The 20911-nt window shown below is 32.6% G+C and carries 14 protein-coding genes and 2 rRNA genes; 9 read left to right on the forward strand and 7 right to left on the reverse strand.

The window, feature by feature from the left end; genetic code table 4:
* The first annotated feature begins 111 nt into the window (after positions 1–111).
* The 7 genes from AC0B4T_RS00295 (at position 112) to AC0B4T_RS00325 (ending at position 9473) form a co-directional block, all read left to right on the forward strand.
* Positions 112–1620: ribosomal RNA gene (locus AC0B4T_RS00295) — 16S ribosomal RNA — on the forward strand.
* Between the two features lie 289 nt (positions 1621–1909).
* A 23S ribosomal RNA gene (locus tag AC0B4T_RS00300) occupies positions 1910–4799 on the forward strand.
* Together the 16S and 23S rRNA genes form the textbook arrangement of a ribosomal RNA operon.
* 297 nt (positions 4800–5096) lie before the next feature.
* Positions 5097–5252, forward strand: coding sequence for a hypothetical protein (locus AC0B4T_RS00305; protein WP_465102656.1), 156 nt, complete (start codon positions 5097–5099; stop codon positions 5250–5252).
* A gap of 179 nt (positions 5253–5431) precedes the next feature.
* Entirely contained in the window at positions 5432–6280 is an 849-nt protein-coding gene (locus AC0B4T_RS00310; RefSeq protein ID WP_465102657.1) for an IS30 family transposase, read from the forward strand.
* 507 nt (positions 6281–6787) lie between these two features.
* Positions 6788–7375 (forward strand): hypothetical protein, encoded by a 588-nt coding sequence (locus AC0B4T_RS00315; protein WP_465102658.1) that lies wholly within the window; start codon positions 6788–6790, stop codon positions 7373–7375.
* Positions 7366–8712 carry a hypothetical protein gene (locus AC0B4T_RS00320; RefSeq protein ID WP_465102659.1) on the forward strand — a complete coding sequence of 449 codons (1347 nt, stop codon included), beginning with the start codon at positions 7366–7368 and terminating at the stop codon, positions 8710–8712. The genes AC0B4T_RS00315 and AC0B4T_RS00320 overlap by 10 nt, the downstream gene beginning before the upstream one ends.
* A 5-nt stretch (positions 8713–8717) precedes the next feature.
* A complete protein-coding gene (locus AC0B4T_RS00325; protein ID WP_465102660.1) occupies positions 8718–9473 on the forward strand; it encodes a hypothetical protein in 756 nt (251 codons plus the stop codon).
* Between the two features lie 29 nt (positions 9474–9502).
* Here AC0B4T_RS00325 and mip (AC0B4T_RS00330) read toward each other — a convergent pair whose 3' ends face one another.
* The 3 genes from mip (AC0B4T_RS00330) to mip (AC0B4T_RS00340) all read right to left on the reverse strand — a co-directional run bounded on the left by mip (AC0B4T_RS00330) (position 9503) and on the right by mip (AC0B4T_RS00340) (position 15867).
* On the reverse strand, positions 9503–11437 hold the full coding sequence (gene mip / locus AC0B4T_RS00330) for an Ig-specific serine endopeptidase MIP (protein ID WP_465102661.1): 1935 nt from the start codon (positions 11435–11437) through the stop codon (positions 9503–9505).
* 66 nt (positions 11438–11503) lie between these two features.
* Positions 11504–13651 (reverse strand): Ig-specific serine endopeptidase MIP, encoded by a 2148-nt coding sequence (mip, locus tag AC0B4T_RS00335; RefSeq protein WP_465102662.1) that lies wholly within the window; start codon positions 13649–13651, stop codon positions 11504–11506.
* A gap of 14 nt (positions 13652–13665) precedes the next feature.
* Entirely contained in the window at positions 13666–15867 is a 2202-nt protein-coding gene (mip, locus tag AC0B4T_RS00340; RefSeq protein WP_465102663.1) for an Ig-specific serine endopeptidase MIP, read from the reverse strand.
* An 85-nt stretch (positions 15868–15952) separates the two neighbouring features.
* On the opposite strand from mip (AC0B4T_RS00340), the gene uvrB reads away from it, so the two are divergent.
* Positions 15953–17941: an excinuclease ABC subunit UvrB gene (gene uvrB, locus AC0B4T_RS00345; protein WP_465102664.1), complete on the forward strand. Its 1989-nt coding sequence runs from the start codon at positions 15953–15955 to the stop codon at positions 17939–17941.
* Positions 17934–18434 carry a hypothetical protein gene (locus AC0B4T_RS00350; protein ID WP_465102665.1) on the forward strand — a complete coding sequence of 167 codons (501 nt, stop codon included), beginning with the start codon at positions 17934–17936 and terminating at the stop codon, positions 18432–18434. The genes uvrB and AC0B4T_RS00350 overlap by 8 nt, the downstream gene beginning before the upstream one ends.
* A 132-nt stretch (positions 18435–18566) precedes the next feature.
* Here AC0B4T_RS00350 and AC0B4T_RS00355 read toward each other — a convergent pair whose 3' ends face one another.
* The 4 genes from AC0B4T_RS00355 to rplJ form a co-directional block, all read right to left on the reverse strand.
* Positions 18567–19049, reverse strand: a complete 483-nt coding sequence (locus tag AC0B4T_RS00355) for a hypothetical protein (RefSeq protein WP_465102666.1) — start codon at positions 19047–19049, stop codon at positions 18567–18569.
* 65 nt (positions 19050–19114) lie between these two features.
* A complete protein-coding gene (locus tag AC0B4T_RS00360; RefSeq protein WP_465102667.1) occupies positions 19115–19357 on the reverse strand; it encodes a hypothetical protein in 243 nt (80 codons plus the stop codon).
* A 520-nt stretch (positions 19358–19877) separates the two neighbouring features.
* Positions 19878–20249: a 50S ribosomal protein L7/L12 gene (gene rplL / locus AC0B4T_RS00365; RefSeq protein WP_465101833.1), complete on the reverse strand. Its 372-nt coding sequence runs from the start codon at positions 20247–20249 to the stop codon at positions 19878–19880.
* Positions 20250–20281: 32 nt separating this feature from the next.
* Positions 20282–20779 carry a 50S ribosomal protein L10 gene (gene rplJ, locus AC0B4T_RS00370; RefSeq protein ID WP_465102668.1) on the reverse strand — a complete coding sequence of 166 codons (498 nt, stop codon included), beginning with the start codon at positions 20777–20779 and terminating at the stop codon, positions 20282–20284.
* Positions 20780–20911: the final 132 nt, after the last annotated feature.

The following is a 20911-nucleotide window of genomic DNA, read 5'->3' on the forward strand; positions in this document are numbered from 1 at the left end:
AAAAAATATTTTGGTTTTTATTTTTTTGTACTATAATTATCTTGCGCTTTTTGAAAAAGCAGCATGAAGTTCTTTGAAAACTAGATATACACACAAAACATGACAGTCAATTTTTTCGAGAGTTTGATCCTGGCTCAGGATGAACGCTGGCTGTGTGCCTAATACATGCATGTCGAGCGGAGTTCTTTTAGAACTTAGCGGCGAATGGGTGAGTAACACGTACTTAACATACCTCTTAGATTGGGATAACGGTGAGAAATTATCGCTAATACCGGATACTTATATAGTTCGCATGAATTATATATAAAAGGAGCCTTAAAGCTTCACTAAGAGATTGGGGTGCGGAACATTAGCTAGTTGGTAAGGTAATGGCTTACCAAGGCGATGATGTTTAGCGGGGTTGAGAGACTGATCCGCCACACTGGGACTGAGATACGGCCCAGACTCCTACGGGAGGCAGCAGTAGGGAATTTTCCACAATGGACGAAAGTCTGATGGAGCGACACAGCGTGCAGGATGACGGCCTTCGGGTTGTAAACTGCTGTTATAAGGGAAGAAAAAGCATTAGAGGAAATGCTAGTGTCTTGACGGTACCTTGTCAGAAAGCAACGGCTAACTATGTGCCAGCAGCCGCGGTAATACATAGGTTGCAAGCGTTATCCGGAATTATTGGGCGTAAAGCGTCTGTAGGTTGTATGTTAAGTCTGGCGTGAAAACTTGGGGCTCAACCCCAAATTGCGTTGGATACTGGCATGCTAGAATTGTGTAGAGGTTAGCGGAATTCCTAGTGAAGCGGTGAAATGCGTAGATATTAGGAAGAACACCAATTTGGCGAAGGCAGCTAACTGGGCACATATTGACACTGAGAGACGAAAGCGTGGGGAGCAAACAGGATTAGATACCCTGGTAGTCCACGCTGTAAACGATGATGATTAGCTGATAGAAAATCTATTGGCGCAGCTAACGCATTAAATCATCCGCCTGAGTAGTATGCTCGCAAGAGTGAAACTTAAAGGAATTGACGGGGATCCGCACAAGCGGTGGAGCATGTGGTTTAATTTGAAGATACGCGTAGAACCTTACCCACTCTTGACATCTTCTGCAAAGCTATAGAGATATAGTGGAGGCTAACAGAATGACAGATGGTGCATGGTTGTCGTCAGCTCGTGTCGTGAGATGTTCGGTTAAGTCCTGCAACGAGCGCAACCCTTATCCTTAGTTAATTTTCTAGGGAGACTGCCCGAGTAATTGGGAGGAAGGTGGGGACGACGTCAAATCATCATGCCTCTTACGAGTGGGGCAACACACGTGCTACAATGGATAGTACAAAGAGACGCAAAATGGTGACATCAAGCAAATCTCAAAAAACTATTCTCAGTTCGGATTGTAGTCTGCAACTCGACTACATGAAGTCGGAATCGCTAGTAATCGTAGATCAGCTACGCTACGGTGAATACGTTCTCGGGTCTTGTACACACCGCCCGTCACACCATGGGAGCTGGTAATGCCCGAAGTCGGTTTTGTTAACTACGGAGACAACTGCCTAAGGCAGGGCCGGTGACTGGGGTGAAGTCGTAACAAGGTATCCCTACGAGAACGTGGGGATGGATTACCTCCTTTCTACGGAGTACATTAAGTTACAATTCATTTTAGTAACAATTACCAATTTATGATATGGTTATCATTTCTTATTTAATGTCATGGTTGAGATAACCCAACATGTATATCTAGTTTTGAGAGAACTTCTCTCATTTTGTTCTTTGAAAACTGAATAGTAAAGATAAATTAATATAACAACGACATCAAAAAATAAATTAGTCAATTTGTTTTGGATAACCGAGTAATTATTTTATAAATAATTTATTAAAATGTCTTTGAATACATCAACAACAATAGGTAAATATTGAACTTTTAAATAAGTAAGAGTGAGTGGTGGATGCCTTGGGTCTGGAAGTCGATGAAGGACGTGATTACCTGCGATAAGCCTCGTGGAGCTGGATATGAGCTACGATACGGGGATTTCCGAATGGGGAAACCTAGTTAGAGTAATGTCTAACTGCTTCAAGATGAATAAAATAGTCTTGATTGCGAGACACGTTGTGAACTGAAACATCTTAGTAGCAACAGGAAAAGAAAATAAAATATGATTCCATTAGTAGCGGCGAGCGAAAGTGGAAGAGCCCAAACCACCTTAGGGTGGGGTTGTAGGACTATCTACATAAAGTTACAAATTTTTGTTATAGCAGAAAAAGTTGGGAAACTTTAGCATAGAGGGTGATACTCCCGTATGCGAAATAGCAAAAACTTTTGATAGCATCCTGAGTAGGGCGGGGCACGTGAAACCCTGTCTGAATCTACCGGGACCATCCGGTAAGGCTAAATACTAACCAGACACCGATAGTGAACTAGTACCGTGAGGGAAAGGTGAAAAGAACCCCGGGAGGGGAGTGAAATAGATTCTGAAACCACTTACTTACAATTAGTCAGAGGCCGTTAATGGCTGATGGCGTACATCTTGCAGTATGGACCGGCGAGTTATGTTAACATGCGAGGTTAAGCGGAAAAAAGCGGAGCCGTAGAGAAATCGAGTCTTAATAGGGCGTTTAGTATGTTGACATATACCCGAAACCAGGTGATCTATTCATGAGCAGGCTGAAGCTTGGGTAATACCAAGTGGAGGGCCGAACCGTAGTACGCTGAAAAGTGCCCGGATGACTTGTGAATAGCGGAGAAATTCCAATCGAACTTGGAGATAGCTGGTTCTCCTCGAAATAGCTTTAGGGCTAGCGTGTGATGTTAAACTTTGGTGGTAGAGCACTGAATATGGAATGGCCGCGCCTAGCGGTACTGACTATAATCAAACTCCGAATACCATTGTGTATTGTCATGCAGTCGGAACCGGGGTGCTAACGTCCCGGCTCGCGAGGGCAACAACCCAGATCGTCGGCTAAGGTCCCAAAATTATGTTAAGTCAGAAAGGTTGTGAGATTTCATAAACAACTAGGAGGTTGGCTTAGAAGCAGCCACCCTTTAAAGAGTGCGTAATAGCTCACTAGTCAAGAGATCTTGCGCCAATAATGTAACGGGAGTAAAACATAATACCGAAGCCACGGGTACGAAAGTACGTTAGAGGAGCGTTCTTAATGCAACGAAGTCAGACCGTGAGGACTGGTGGAGCGTTAAGAAGTGAGAATGCCGGTATGAGTAACGATTCGTAGTGAGAATCTACGACGCCTATTGGGAAAGGTTTCCTGGGGAAGGTTCGTCCACCCAGGGTTAGTCAGGACCTAAGGAGAGGCTGAAAAGCGTATCTGATGGATAACAGGTTAATATTCCTGTACTGCCTTGTTATAGTGATGGAGTGACGGAGAAGGATAACACTACCTATTAATGGATTTAGGGGTAAGTAGTGACTGGTGAATATAGTTAAATGCGTATTCTACAACCGGGAGCTACGATGCATAAGGCTTTGGCCTGAATTGTGTGATTTCATACTTCCAAGAAAAGCTTCTAAACGTTTAAATAACAGGGTACCTGTACCGAGAACGGACACACGTTCCCAAGATGAGTATTCTAAGGCGAGCGAGAAAACCAATGTTAAGGAACTCTGCAAATTAACCCCGTAAGTTCGCGATAAGGGGTGCCAACATTAAACCGTTGGCCACAGTAAATTGTGAGGGGCAACTGTTTATCAAAAACACAGCTCTCTGCTAAACCGCAAGGTGATGTATAGGGGGTGAAGCCTGCCCAGTGCCCGAAGGTTAAGTGGATGCGTTAGCTTAATGCGAAGCGTTGAAATGAAGCCCGGGTGAACGGCGGCCGTAACTATAACGGTCCTAAGGTAGCGAAATTCCTTGTCGGCTAAATACTGACCTGCACGAAAGGCGCAATGATCTCTCAACTGTCTCAACATTGGACTCGGTGAAATTATGGTCCCAGTGAAAACGCTGGGTACCCGCATCAAGACGAAAAGACCCCATGGAGCTTTACTACAACTTCGTATTGAAACTTGGCCTAACATGTGTAGGATAGGTGGGAGACAGTGAGATCAAGGCGCTAGCCTTGAAGGAGTCAACCTTGAAATACCACCCTTGGTATGTTGAGTTTCTAACCTGCCGCCGTTATCCGGCGGGGAGACAGTGCGTGGTGGGTAGTTTGACTGGGGCGGTCGCCTCCTAAAAGGTAACGGAGGCGTTCAAAGGTACACTCAATACGGTCAGAAACCGTATGTAGAGCGCAAAGGTAGAAGTGTGCTTGACTGCGAGACCTACAAGTCGAGCAGGTGCGAAAGCAGGACTTAGTGATCCGGCTGTACGTCATGGAACGGCAGTCGCTCAACGGATAAAAGTTACCCTGGGGATAACAGGCTTATCTTGCCCAAGAGATCACATCGACGGCAAGGTTTGGCACCTCGATGTCGGCTCATCGCATCCTGGAGCTGGAGTCGGTTCCAAGGGTTTGGCTGTTCGCCAATTAAAGCGGTACGCGAGCTGGGTTCAGAACGTCGTGAGACAGTTCGGTCCCTATCTGATGTGGGCGTTGGAATATTGATGAGAGCTGCTCTTAGTACGAGAGGACCGGAGTGGACGTACCGCTGGTGTTCCAGTTGTTCCGCCAGGAGCATAGCTGGGTAGCTAAGTACGGAAGGGATAACCGCTGAAAGCATCTAAGTGGGAAGCCTCCTCAAAGATAAGTATTCCCTTGAAATTCCTTGTAGACTACGAGGTTGATAGGATGGAAGTGTAAGTGTAGTAATACATTCAGCTGACCATTACTAATAAATTGATAGGTTTAAAAGTTAAATGTATTCATGACATTTTAATAAATTACTTTACTGTTCAGTTTTCAGAGAATAAGTAAAAACTCCCCTCAGGGGAGTTTTTTGTAAAAGGGTAATTTTTGAAGTTGTATATTGGTACAAGTAATAAAAACAAATTAATTTATTAAATGTTAAACTTTTTTCCAGAGTTTAAGAAAACTATATTAAATGGAAATGTCACATGCAAGTTTTTTGCATGTGACATTGTTTTTGTCTGCCTTGTAATAAAATAGTTGTATTAATAATTTTTCAAAAAATAAAGAGACCTTAAAATTATATGAAAAATTTAGAAAAATATATTTGTGTTTTTGACAAATATCGAAAAGAAAATAAATATCAACATTTTAAAATTGAAGAGAATTACAACACTATCTTGAAAATGCAAGAGCACTTGGGACACAACGAAAATTACGATCAGATCAAATCGATCTAGAACAACTTTATAATATTTTACAAGAACTTTCTGAAGGCTTCTCAATCCAAGAAGTAGCCAAGATTTTTGATAGAGACATTCGAAGTATAAAAAGCAAAATCCAAATTATTACAAATCGCAGACCACTTAGTTTAGATAAACAAAATCGTTATGTTTGTCCTAAGTATTCAAAAAGATTAATGCGGGTTAAAACCCTTAATTTTACCAAGCTATACGAACATTTATTAGGTTATTCATTTTCGAGACTCTTTTTTGTAAGTGATGCAATTAAAGAGAAATGAAAGACCTACAGAAAATATTGGTATAGTGAGCTTAATACATACAATAAAAATAGAAATAAAAATAATTTGCAGCAAAAAGAAGTTAAGAAATCAGTTACCTATCTTGTGAATTCTTTTAAAAAATTATCCCCTGATGAATTTGCTCCTTCACCTAGTACAATTTATAAAATAATTAAAAAATACCCTTATTTCCTTGATTTTGACCACATTGTTAAAAAATCTGAAGGAAAATATGGCATAAGGAAGAAAAAACAAACCAAACCTAAAACATTAAAATATGCTACAGAAATTTCAAAACGTCCAGCTTATATTAATGATCGCTTGGAACATGGTCATTTTGAATTAGACACCGTTATTGGTAAAATCAATGATACATATTGTATTGTGACGATAATTGAACGGCAAACCAGAATGTCTTATGCTATGCTCTCAAAACGCAACTCCAAAGCTATCAAACAAACTCTTGTCAAACTAATCAAGAAACACAACTTATACATTAAAACTTTAACTGTTGATAATGGTAGTGAAAATGTCTTATTGTACCAGGTAATTCCAACTGAAAGATTATTTAAATGCCAACCATATAGTTCATGACAAAAAGGTTCAATAGAAAATATGCACCGCTTAATTAGGTATTACATTCCCAAAGGAAAAAGCTTAGATAAATACTCTCAGCAAGAAATTGATTATATGATGGAAAAAATAAATAACTATCGGCAAGTTGTCCGGAAATATAAGATAACCTAAAATTTTTTTTAATCCCCCGCCTTTGATTGCAATCAAAGGGGCCTTACTTTTGGCAAAAGTAAGCAAAACCAACGAGAAAACACTGCCGTGTTTTCTATTTTAGCATACATTTTTTTATCTAAAAATTATGTTAAAATTAAAACGCAATTATTTTGTTAATATCTCGCAAGTGACTTTTCCAAAAAACATAAACTTTTTGCTTTATAGTATAATATTGTTTAAAATATGTTTTACAGTATAATAATATAATATAAATAGGAGGCAATATTGCGTGGAATAAGCGGATTTGTTAATTTTGGTGATTTTAATAAATTTAAATTGGACACTACAGTGTGATATAGTGTATTTTTTTATAAATATTTTTATATTATTGCAATGCTTATGATTGGAATTCATATAATTATCCAGTTTTGTTATATTAGAGAAAACCATTTAAAACGAAAAAGTTATCTAATACCATTTTGTAATATTTTTGCCTTATTAAATGGATCTACTAAAGATTTTTTTATGAGAAATAAATTAAAATTAAATGAAGAATATTTTAAGATTATGATGTTGCTTATATCAAGATATGATAAATATCTAAAAGATTGTATCTACACAGATAAATCTACAAAGTGAAATAAAATTCTGAAAATTTATACTTTTTTCTCTGGGTTTAGCGGTTTTGTGTTTCTTAGGTTGATGTATGAAGAATATTATATATCTATTATTATATTTACAATCATAAACTGTATTTTTGTATTTATAAGTTTCTTTATTATTTACAAAGTTGGAAATAATAAATTAACTATCCCAAACTATAAATCAACTGAATTACTTCATGAATGGTGGTTATTTAACCGCGAGTTACCTGATGAAAATTATTTTCATACCAAATATTCAAATTTTTTTATTAATTTCAACAATAAAAATGGTAAATTTTTCCTAAAAGACAAAGAATTTAAAAATAAGAGAATGAAAATTGAATTAAATATTAATAATTATGACAAAAAAATTTTTACATCATTAGATGATTATAAAAATTTTTTACTTATACTCCCATTAGACAAACTTTATAAAAGCAAAAAAGAAAAGGATCCCCTATGAAAATAAAAAAACATTTCATTAGTTCATTAGATATTGTACAAGCAGCAAATGCACCAGGTGTTATAAATAATGTGAGTCAGCAACATTTAAAAACTACAAATATTCAACAAAATGATATTAATAAAGCAAAAGAATATTTATCACAAGTTAAGGCTTCTGATATAAAAGCAAAGCTTAAAAATCCGACTGAATTAAACAAAATTTTAGAAAAAAATACACACGATGAATTCGACAAATACCGTAATAAAGCTATTACAGATGTTTTGTCTAAGGTGGTGGTTACTAACGAAGAACAAAATTTAAAGTATATAAATGAAAGAATTTTTAGCATAGATCAAAACCCTATACTATCCTATGCACATTTATATTCTGTAATTACAACACCATTAAAAAAGACTGAACAAGAAAACCTTAAAAATAGTGCTCCTGAAATTATTAAAACTGAACTAAATTGGTACGTTAACAATGATATTAATAATAAAGATTCAGAATCTTCGAAAATATTGCATATTATGTTACAAAAAACAAAACAAGAACTAATACAAAAAGATGTTTTATTAAAAAAATTACAGCACTCGATGCAAACTATTAAAGATATAGATACTGCTATTTTAGTTTTATCATTTGCAGCAGTTGGTGCTAGCCTGATTGCTTTTTTATGACCGCCTGCAGGAGCCCTTAGTATTTCATTAAGTATCATAATAATTATTCTTAATTATATTAAATCAGTTAATATTACAAAATCTAATTCTATTAAAAAAACACTTGGTATGTTAGATTCTTTGCGAGATGATGGTTTGTTATCAATTAGTAAAGATATGGGAAAGGCAGCTTTTGATATTTTTTTACTTCAGGATGAACTAAAAGCCTTAAAGCAAGAAGCTGCCAGAGTTTTATCAAAATCGACAGCAACTATGTTATCTGTTATAAGTTTTATTTATGATGTAAATTCTGTGATAGTATCATATGATGAGTTAAAAAAAGACTTGGATGAATTAATGAATATTCATTTTAATATCTGAGAGACTAATGAATTAAAACAGAAAAATAAACAAGAATGAGAAGAATTTAAAAGCCTAAATAAAATTGTAGTTATTTCTGAATCTCCACAAGATAAATCGTATAAATATGGAGGAACTGGGGGTACAAACAGACTGTTTAAGCGCTTAATTGATGGTAAGATTTTTACTCGTAAGGAAATGCTTAGTATGAGTAAATCCGAACTCGCAAGATATAACCTTATAAAAGTTAAACGAACGGTTACTAAAAATAACAAAACATATACATATGAATATATACGCAGCAAATACAGTAACAAAAACTTAAAGGATAATTTAGGTTAAATTATATGCTGCATATAGCTATTATTGTGGGATTTGCAATACTTTCTTTGCTTTGGTTTTTATATGCTATTTTTATTTTTGTACTTAATAAAAAAACTAAAAACCTTGGTTTAATAAATGCTACATTATATTTTTTGGGCTTTGGTGCCACACAAAAATATTTTATGGAAAATAGTATAAAAATTGATGACTGGTTTTTCGAAGCACTAAAGGACCTTTATGATAAATATAGTTTATACTTTCAAAAGAGATCTAAGTTATTTAATGATGCTTCAATATTATCACATATCATAATGATTTCAACAAAGATATTTTCGATTTATATACCAATGCTTTTCTTATTAATAGATACAACCCCATACCCTGGAATTCCATTTTTTCTTCTGTCATCTATATCTGTTTTTATCTTTTTAGTATATATTGTACATCTTCATTTAAAGAATTATTTTATAGTTAAAATTGACTGGGACAAAATAGAAGAATGAAGATCGTATAATAATGGTCTATCAGATGAAAATTTTCTTACCCTTAGTGAATTAAAAAATCTATATGAGGAAAAATTTTTAAAACCAAAAAGAATTAGTATCTTATTTACTAAAAAATCAAGAGTTTTATTTATCAATAAAGTAAACTATGATTTAACTGATAAGGAAATTTTTGATACTCCGGAAAAATATTTATATTTTGCTCTTGTTTTACCTTATGAGAAAATATTGATAAATTTTAAAAAGAAAACGCATAATTTTATTAAAGATATTTAAAAAACCAAGCAATTAATATTGTTTGGTTTTTAGTTATTAAATTTAAATTGTGAATATTCTTTATTAACACCTTCCTTAAAAACATGTGTTTTCATATTAGGGTTAATTTTAGCAAGTGCCTCGCGGTATGAATTACCTTCTGCTTGGTCTTTACCTCCTCCGTATATTAAATCGTATTGAGGTAAGTTATATTTGCCATATAATCCTTGGTAATTATATCCTTCAGATCTAAAGGCAGATGACATACCAAGTAATGTATCAGGACCCACAGAGTGGAAGATGGAAACTAATTCATTTTTATCATTGCGAACTGACGATCCTGAAGCTCCACCAGGAGCTTCATAGTTTGCTAAAGCGTACCCCAAGCCCATTTGGATGAGACTTGTTGTTTTATCATTATAAACAGTTTTTAATGGGTTTGTATCAGTATCTACGAGTGGTCAAGCCAAAAATGCATCATAAACCCCTGGTTTATTTTTAAAAGTAGTTACAGCTGGATTATTAGTTAGGCGATTTCCTATTATATTAGTGTTAGGATTCATATCGAGTTGACCAGTTGTTTGATTTAAATTAATAAACTTAGGATTTTTAGAAACTTGATTTGTTCACAAGTTTCTAAAATTAAAATCAAAATTATATCTTTCTTCAACATAATTTACAATATCTTTTTCTGTAGTCAAATTTCTTGGTCATGATAAATTATTAGCACTAAATTCTTTTGGAAACCCTAGAGCTAGTAAGGTATCTTTTTGAGATCAATCACTATTGGCGAGTGGTTGATCTATTTTTTCATAGTTTGATAAATAAGATTCATTTAAGAATTTAATTTCCCGTTTATTCGCAAAATCATTCGTAAGTTTTTTTAGAAAATCAGCTGGATTTTCAAAGGAATTATTATTTTTAGGATTTTTAATTTCTAAACCAACCTTAGAATCCAGGTTGCTAAAATCTATTTCAATAACCACAAAATCAGCATACTCTTTGAATTCAGAAAAGCGGGCTTTTTGTTCTTGTGACAAATAATCCTTTGGGTCTGCTTTTAAGAAATCAACAGCACGGTAGACTATTTTAACACGATCTTTGAGGCTTGGAACTTCTAAGTTAATATTAAAAGTTGTGAAATATTCATTTAAAGGCTTATTATCATTATTATTTCGCTCACGCATTGTTAAATTAGTTTTTAAAGGAGCTTCTGGATCTAATCTTGTTAAATTAAAGTAAGTTGTATCTTTGGTAAATTCATTTGCAACATGCAAATTAGTTGCAATATACCATTTAGTCGGATATTGATTATTTTCTGAAAGTTCATAATCAATAATTCAAGCCGTTCCAAAGTATGAACTATTGATACCTTTGTAAAGGTTAAGTGAATAAGTTTGCATAGCAATTTCTTTATAACTTTGATTGTTTAAAATTCGTCCTAAACCTTTACCAGGATTATCATTTAATTTAGCATAGCTCTCTTCAGTTTTATTACTTAAAAAATCTCATTTAACCTGGATATTTAATCCGTCTATTTCCCCATTTTCTTTATAACTTGGAATTGTATTTGATTTATATCTTTGATTGTCAAAAGTATCATGGTTTAATGTTTTAGCTAAAGTATCAAATTTTTGGGCATTTTCAGGTGATGTAGCTAATTTATTTTGGTTACGATAAACAACACCATCTTGGTATTGCGAATTTTGCTTTTGTTTGTTTAATAGTTTTAATTGGTCAACCATGTTTTTATTTTCAAGGTCAAAACGGCCCGCATTATTTTGTTTTAAATAAAAATCAATATTATCTTTTTGTTCCTGAGTCAATTGTGGTGTTGGGGTTGGTGCTGGATTAACAGGTCCAGGGTTGCCAGGACCAGGTTCAGTTCTTGGTGCGGGGTCTTGTGGCTTGGTTTGGCAACTTACCAAAGCAAAAGGTAAGGTTAAAGCACCTATGTTAAAAATTCATTGTATTTTTTTCTTCATAATTCTCCAATTATTAGTTTATTTATTATGCCTAAAAATCCAACATATTATGTTGGATTAAAAGTATTAATTGTTAAATTTAAATTCAGGGTATTCTGCACTTACTCCGTTTTTAAATAAGCGAGTTTTGATATTTGGATATAACTTGGCAAGTGATTCTTTATATGAATTTTGTTGGTCTTTGCCTCCTCCGTATATTAAATCATATTGAGGTAAATTATAATCACCAAATAATCCTTGGTAATTAAATCCTTCAGATCTAAAAGCGGCGGCCATCCCAAAAAGTGTATTATTAGCAATTGAGTGGAAGATTCCTACTAATTCATTTTTTTGGTTTCGTACTGATGAACCTGAAGCTCCTCCAGGAGCTTCATAGTTAGCAAGTGCATACCCAAGTCCCATTTGAATTAGTTTAGTTGATTTATTATTGTAAGTAACAGTTAAAGGTGCTTCAATATTATTAACAAGAGGCCAAGTTAAAAACGAATCAAAAACACCAGATTTATCTTTAAAGGTAGTTACTGAAACATGGTTTGTTAAACGGTTACCTACAATTTCAGGTATTTTAGTTAATGAATCATAAGAAGTAACTTTATCAATTAATAAGTAACTAGGATCTTTAGCAACATTATTAGTTCAAAGATTCATTTGACCTAAATCAATATTATAAGTTTCTTCAATATATTTTTGGGCCGCTTGAGGGTTGTTTGCTTGGTTTTGAGGTATTGGGATACCATGACCAAAATTTGAAGGATAACCTAGGGCAAGTAAGTAATCTTTTGAATTTGCAGTGCTTGCATTATTGTTTGCTAAAGGTGTATCAATAGGTTCGTAATTTTTTAAATACGAATCTTTTAGGAAGGTAGTTTGTTTATCTTCTGTTTTAGTAGCATAATTGTTAGTTAAACGCTTTAAAAAATCTTCAGTATTTAAAAATGCATTTGAATTAGGTTTTGGACTATAAATTGCCAAAGCACTTTTATCATTTACATTAGAAAAATCAATTTCGAAAACTGCTAAATCTGCATACTCTTTATATTCAGCAAATTCTGATTGCTGTTTTTGGGATAAAAAATCTTTAGGGTCTTTTTTAAGAAAGTCCACACCTGTATAAACAAGCTTAATTTTATTTCTTAATTCAGGTTTTGTTAAATCAATTTTAAATTTAGTAAATCATTGATTAAATACGCCTTGTGAATCTTTTTCAGATTCTAGTCTATCTTTAGTGGAAATAGTTTGGTTTAATGGTGTATCTTCATCAACGCGGCCAATTCAAAAGGTTTTAGTATCTTGTCCAAGGTATGAAACTACATGCAAGTTGCTTGCTAAATATCATTTAGTTGGGTATTTACCATCTTCAGATAGTTCATAATCTAATATTCATGCTGTACCTGAATATTGTCTTCCAGCATAGGGATCATTTGGATTAGCTGAATTATTGCCTGAATTATCAATAGTAATTGCAAAAGTTTCTAGTGCAACGTCTTTGTATTTTTCATGTGTTAAAGTTCTTCCTAGTCCTTTACCATGGGCTTTATTTGCACCAACTAATAAATTTTCAATATCACTTGGAGGAATAACTACTTTCTTTTGAATATTTAAACCATTAATTAGTCCAGATTCATTATAGCTTGGTATAGTAAAGGATTTGTAACGCGAATTATCAAAATTGTCAAGTCCCAGCCTTTTAGCAAGATCATCATATTTATCTTTGTATGATTGATTTGTATCAAGATTATGTTGTAATTGTAATACATCGCGCTGTGCTTGTTGAATTTGCTGATTATTTCTGTGTACTTCATTAATTTGTCTTAATTGATCCACTACAAACTTATTGTCAAAATCAAACCTTTGTGCATTATCATAGTTAACAAAGTAATCCAAACGAGTTTGATCTACATCGTTTAACTCTTGATTAGGATTTTGAGTTGTATTATTGCCCTTGTTTGGTGGTGTATTTGTTTGAGTATTATTTTGATTTGGGTTATCTACCTTTTCGGGTGGATTAGGGTCAGCTGGGACTTGACCAGTAGAATTACCATTACCAGGATTTGGGTTAATAGGCGCTGGATTTGGCTGCACCGGCGCTGGAGCAGGACTTACTGGTGCAGGCTCTACTGGTTTGGTAGGTTCTTGGGTATTACCGCAACTTACCATTGCAAGAGGCAAAACTAAAGAGGAAGTTGTAAGTAATAAATATCATTTTTTCTTCATAATTAATATCTTTCTTATTTAAATTTAAATTCTTCAGGTATATTATTAAACCCTTGAGGGAATAACATTGTTTTAAGATTTGATCTTTCTTTTAGCATAGTTTCACGATATGAGGTATTTTGATCTTTACCTCCACCATATACTAAATCATATTGAGGTAAGTTATAATCACCATATAAACCTTGATAGTCAAAACCTTCAGATCTAAAGGCAGCAGCCATTCCAAAAAGGTTTGAACTTGCAATTGAGTGGAAGATTGCAACTAATTCATTTTTTTGGTTTCGCACTGATGAACCTGAAGCTCCTCCAGGAGCTTCATAGTTAGCTAAACCATATAACAGCCCCATTTGCATCATATTAGTTGTTTGACCATTATAAACAGTAGTTAATGGATCACCAGTTTGCCGAATTAATCCTCAAGTTAAAAAAGCATCTGAAAGACCAGGTTTATCACTAAAGGTAGTAGCACCAATATGCTGAGTTAATCTATTACCAGTAATAGATTTATTTTCTTTAAATTCAAAACCTTCTTTATCAGTATGAACATGTAAGTATTTAGGGTTTAATGACAGTTCATTAGTTCATAAATTCTTGTTACCTAAATCTAGATTATAGGTTTTTTCTACATAGTTTAAAATACCATATGGATTAGTACCATCATCAGCTTGTTGTTGTACACTTTGTGGTCAAGTAACAGAACGGTATCCAAAAGATTGTGGATATCCTAATGCATATAAGCGATCAGTTGTTAGTTCCGTAAAGTTAGCTAATTTAGTATTAATTTTTTCATAATCTTTTAAATATGATGTACTTAAAAACTTAACTTTATTTTCTTCTTTACTTGCAAAATTATTAGTTAATTTTTGCAAGTAATCCTGTGCATCTCTAAAGTTCTCATTTGCTTCCTTACCTGCAGGAGCATTAATGCTCAATCCTTCATTACTAGTTACATCAGACAAATCAATTTCAATAACAGCAAAATCTGCATATTCTTTATAATTAGCATATTCTTGTTTTTGAGATTCGACTAAATAATCTTTAGGGTCAGCTTTTAAAAAGTCAATTGCTTTATATATGACTTTTGCTTTGTTTTTTAAATTTTCTTTAGTTAAATCTAGATTAAACTGAGTAAAGTATTCATTATAATGAATTTCATCAGAAGCTTCTGGCCATCCATTAGCCTTGTTCTTAGCTGATAATGTTTTATTAAGCGGAGCATCAGCATCTAACCTAAGTAATTCTAATTTAGTAGTTTTTTCACTTAAATGAGTTGCTACGTGTAAGTTTGTGGCTAAATATCATTTGGTAGGGTATTTACCATTTTCTGCTAATTCATAATCCATAATTCAAGCGGTTCCATGGTGTTCTTGATTTGAACTCTTAGTTGAATTATCAATGTTAATTGAAAAGGTTTGTAAGCCTATATTTTTATAAATATCATTAGTTAAGGTTCGACCAAAACCAATTCCACGAGAATTATTTAATTGCGCATTTTCGGATTCTAATTTACTTGGTGGTAGGATAAGTTTCTTTTGTACATTTAAACCTAAAAATTTACCATTAGCATCATAACTAGGAACAGTAAAAGATTTAAGTTTTTGATTTTCTCATGTGTCTAAGCCCAATTGGGTTGCTTTTTGATCAAACTCAGTAATTTTTGTTTGGGGATTAGTGATTGATTTTTGGTAATCAATAACTGCTTTTTCTTTTTCGTTTAAATTATTATAAGCACTTTTATGATATGCTTCAATTTGATTTAAAAAATCACCATTATCTAATTCAAATCTACGTCTATTGGTAGCATTGACATAATAATCTAAAAGTTTTTGTTGGTTTTCTGAAATAGTGGGTTTAGGTTCGTTTCCTGGGTTTCCTGGGTTTCCTGGGTTTCCTGGGTTTCCTGGGTTTCCTGGGTTTCCTGGGTTTCCTGGGTTTCCTGGGTTTCCTGGGTTTCCTGGGTTTCCTGGGTTTCCTGGGTTTCCTGGGTTTCCTGGGTTTCCTGGGTTTCCTGGGTTTCCTGGGTTTCCTGGGTTTCCTGGGTTTCCTGGGTTTCCTGGGTTTCCTGGGTTTCCTGGGTTTCCTGGGTTTTGAATAATTGGGGCGGGCGCTGGGCCAGGTTTAACCGGCTCAGGTTTGTTTTGTGCTTGACAACTTACTGCAGCAATTGGAATAATGCTTAAAGTAGTTAGTAAGCTAAATATAGTTTTCTTTTTCATTATTTATTTACTCCTTATTAATAATTATATTTTACTACTTTAACAATAATTTTATATTTATAAAATAAATATATAATTTATTAATATGATTTATAAATTAAATTCTGACTTTAAGCCTGGTGGAGACCAACCAAAGGTAATTGACTGTATCAGCAAAGGAATAGATAAAGGCCACGAACACCAAGTTATACTTGGTGTTACGGGATCTGGAAAAACATTCACTATTGCCAATATTATTCAAAATTTTGATCGTCCTGTATTAATCTTATCACACAACAAAACGTTAGCTAGTCAACTATATAGTGAATTAAAAGGTTTTTTTCCTGAAAATTGTGTTGAATATTATATTTCGTATTTTGATTATTATCGACCTGAAGCATATATCTCAAGCACAGATACTTATATAGAAAAAGATTCAAAAACTAACGAGCAAATTGAGATAATGCGGATGAAAACTGTGAATTCACTTTTAACTCGTAAGGATGTTATTGTGATTGCTTCAGTTAGTGCAATATATGGTGCATTAAACCCGGATATTTATTCGCAAAGTTTTTTAAATGTATATGTTGAACAAGAAATATCAATCCAAGACTTTGCTCGTAAATTAATAAATATTAAATATGAACGTAATGATGTAAGTGATTTAAGTCCAGGCCAATTTTCTGTTAAAGGAGATATTGTAATTATTAGGCCTGCTGATTCAGAAACTAATGCTTTGCAAATTAGTTTCTGGGGAGATAATATTGAAGAAATATCATTAGTTGAGCATTTAACTAAAGATATTATTAAATCACTAACTATTTATAATTTATCACCTGGTGATGCATATGCAGCGGAAAATTCAATTTATGATCAAATTATTCCTAAAATAGAACAAGAATTAGCAAGTCAATTAACTTACTTTACTAATGAAAATAAGTTAATTGAAAAAGAAAGAATTAATCAAAGAGTAAAAAATGATATTAATGATTTAAAAGAATTTAGAATGTGTAAAGGGATTGAAAATTATTCAATGTATTTAGATGGTAGAGATTTTGGCCAAAGGCCATATACCTTACTTGATTATTTTCCTAAAGATTCATTAATCTTTATTGATGAATCTCATATTACGGTTCCGCAAATCAATGCCATGATTAGTGGGGATCAATCCCGTAAACGTAGTTTAGTAGAGTATGGATTTCGTTTACCATCTGCTTTAGAAAATCGACCTTTATCATTAAAAGAATTTGAAGAAGAATTTGAGTTTAAAAAAATTTATGTTTCAGCTACGCCAAGCCAATATGAACTGAATAAAGCAAATGGTTTAGTTGCTAAAATGTATGTTAGGCCTACTGGATTAATAGACCCTGAGATTATTGTCAAACCCACTAAAAACCAAATTGAAGATATTTTCGAAATATTAGAAGTTCAAAAACAAAACAATGAGCGGACAATTATTTTAACAACTACCAAAGAATCAAGTGAAAAGTTATCTGAATATATGCAGCAAAGAAATGTCAAAGCTGCATATATTCACTCCGAACATACTATTTTTGAACGTAATGAAATAATTAGAAAGTTAAGACTTGGTACCTATGATGTAATTATTGGTATTAATTTATTACGTGAAGGAGTTGATATCCCAGAAGTTTCTAAAGTGCTTATTTTAGATGCTGATAAAGGCGGATTTATGCGTAGTGAAACAAATTTAATCCAAATTGTCGGTAGAGCTTCGCGTAATGTTAATGGTCAAGCCATTTTATATGCTGATACTATTTCTGAAGCAATGCATAAATGTATCGCCGATAATCAAGAAAAGCGGAAAATTCAATTAAATTTTAATGAAAAATACAATATAATTCCTAAGTCAGTTGTTAAAAAGATTCCTACTTTACTTGAAGATAAGCAACTTAGTGCTTCAGTAAATAAGATAATGCAAACTAAAACAAAAGGTAAAAAAGCAAGTAAAAAATACCTTATTGAACAATTGACTAAGGAGATGCTAAAAGAAGCATCTAACCGTAATTATGTAAAAGCTCAAGAACTAAAAGATTTAATTCTTGAGCTTGAAACTGAAGGAGAAAGAAATGTATAAATACCAAGATTTAATTGAGAATAAAGATTCAATTACTTCATGAAGCATTGATGTAGTATCAATTTATGATGCTTTTCGAAAAATCTTTTTATTAGTTGTGGATAAAGAGGATAAATTATTCCATGAATTAACATGAAATAATTTTGTCAGAAATTCAAACTTTTCATCTGTTGTAAATAAATATATCTTTTATTTATTTAAATATTTAAAAGGTGATTATATTGGCAAAGATCAGGATATTAAAGATAAATTATCCAAAATAAATCACTATTATGATTTAGATAATAGTGATTATCCAAATCATAAATATCAAGATGAAATTTTAATGATCGCTAAAGATATCTTTAAATTAGCTAAATTAGATGGGAATGTTAAAGATATTATTTTGTTAGTTGAGAATTTTAAAATATTCCAAAACCAAGATTTTAAGGACAAATTATCTAAAGCTAACTTCGAATTCGAACCATTTAATGGTTGTGATATTCCTTGATAGTAAAAACTCCAACGAAAGTTGGAGTTTTTAATAGTTTTATTTTATTTAAGGTATTGTTCTTTGTATATGTTTTGGGGAAGGATTATCAACAGAATTTTTTAGTTTATACATTATTACTTATACTTAAATCAATTATTTCAATTTTTTTATCATCAAGCGATGTAAGTTTATCAACAACAACAAAATGAGTTGTCCTTGATATACTAGTATTTGTGGTTTCAATAGAACTATTAGATCTCACTGGAATATATATATATATATATATTTAATAATCATTTTCTTATTAGTAATTTCAATGTTGTCAATTCAGTATCCTGAGCCTTTGGCATGTCCACCAGAACTATAATGATAAGTATCTAATCCGTTTATAATTAAAATGGTTTGCTTATTAAAATCAACGTTTTTAAATTTATTCTTTATCTCTTTATAGTCTTCTGGAAAATCATCAAGATTGTTTATAAGAGTAAAAATTCTATCTTTTCAGTTGTTAGGGTGATTTTCCAGTCAATTAGCAACTATTTTATCAGTTATTAAGTCACTTTCTTGCGAAAGTTTATCCAGTTCATCCGGTGTGAACCTATCTTTTTTTCTATACTCTTTGTTTATTTCATCCAAACGATTAAATAATTCATTATTTAATGTTTTAAAGTTATCATCAATTAACTTATAAACACCTATACCTATAAAGGAAAATATGACGTTTTCTCTTGATCAAAGGCGTGTTTATTTTCTAAAACATTTTCTCCGTCCCCTCCTCTTGGATAATGTTTTCTAATTCCTGAATATCCATTTTGTGTTTTGAAATCAGAATAATAGGGCTCGGTAACTTCATTTGAACAAGAACTTAAAACTAAAGGAATTGTTGCTACTACACATAAACCTAAAGAATTAATTACTTTTTTAGTATGTTTTACTCTTAACATATGTGAATGCTACATCTCTTGCAATATGATTCTTATCACTTCGATAAATTAAAAAATCATAATAGCCAGCCTTTTGGGCTGTAAACTCTACTGTTTCAGTGTTATATTGTTTGTGTGTAGAACTTGTTACTAAGTTATTATTTGAATTGAAATTTAGATAAAAAACAACGGAAATACTAACAAAACCTGTTATCATCCTAAACAAAAACTTAATTTTATTATTAAATATTGACATATTGTCCTTTTCTTAATTTGATATTAATTTTTTACCCATTTTTATTATTAAACAATATCACTGGGATATCAAAATTATAACATAAATTATTAAACTTAATTTCCCGGTGTTTTAAGAACTATTTGATTGGATTATCTCAAACAAGATAAACCATTTTCTCCTTTATAAAACTTACTTTTAGGTTACTTTAAAATTATAGATAATAAAAAAGTTGACATTTATATGTCAACTTTTTGTACTCCTTTATAAGTTGGAGACTTTTATATATTAATCATTAACGTTTTATTATTCAACTGAAACTTCAGCACCAGCTTCAGCTAAAGTAGCACGGATAGATTCTGCTTCTTCTGGTTTAATGTTTTCTTTAATAACTGCTGGTAAAGCATCTACAACTTTTTTAGCATCCATTAATGAAAGACCAAGAACTGCTTGAACCGCTTTAATAACTGGAATTTTCTTACCGTTATCTGCTTTTAAAACAACTTTAACACTTGTTTTTTCTTCAGCTCCACCTTCAGCAGGAGCAGCAGCAACTGCCATAGCAGCCATTGGGTCAATACCAAATTCTTCTTTCATTGCTTCTACTAATTCCATTACTTCTTTAATTGACATTTCTTTTAATGATTCGATAAATGTTTCTTTTGTTAATTTAGCCATAATTAAATTTCCCTTCTATATATTTAAAATAATTATTCTGATCGTGTTTCACTATACATTTTAAGTGATAAACCTAATTGTTGTAAAGGAGACATTATTGAACGCGCAAGAATTGCAAGTGCTTCTTCATAAGTAGGAAGAGTTGCGACATCTTTAACACCTTGAGCATCAATAACTTTACCTTCAAATGTTCCAGCTTTTACAACCATTAGTTTGTGCTTTTTAGCAAATGATACTAATAGTTTTGCAGCTGACATACCATCATTGTTTGAAAACAAGAAGATATTAGGACCAACTAAATGTTGTTCTAGATCTGCTAGACCATTATTAGCAGCAGCAATTTTGAATAAACGGTTTTTGTATACTTTTACATCAACGCCTACTTTAGCTGCTTCAACTCTAAATTTCTCTAATTCAGCAACTGTAAGCCCGCGGTATTCAGCAAAAGCTACAGCAACTGAATTTTTAATTTTATTTGAAATTTCAAGAACAACTTCTTTTTTAGCTTCTTTAAATTTTGATTCTGCCATTTAAGCCCCCTTTCAAAATATTTATATTTGCAATACTAGAAATGAAGACATACATTAGGCAACATATTAAGCTTTAAGATTATTAATAAAGCAGTTGCTGTCTTTATGCATTGCTGCTTTATTATATAATAA

It is taken from the genome of Mycoplasma sp. 10961, from assembly GCF_055523525.1.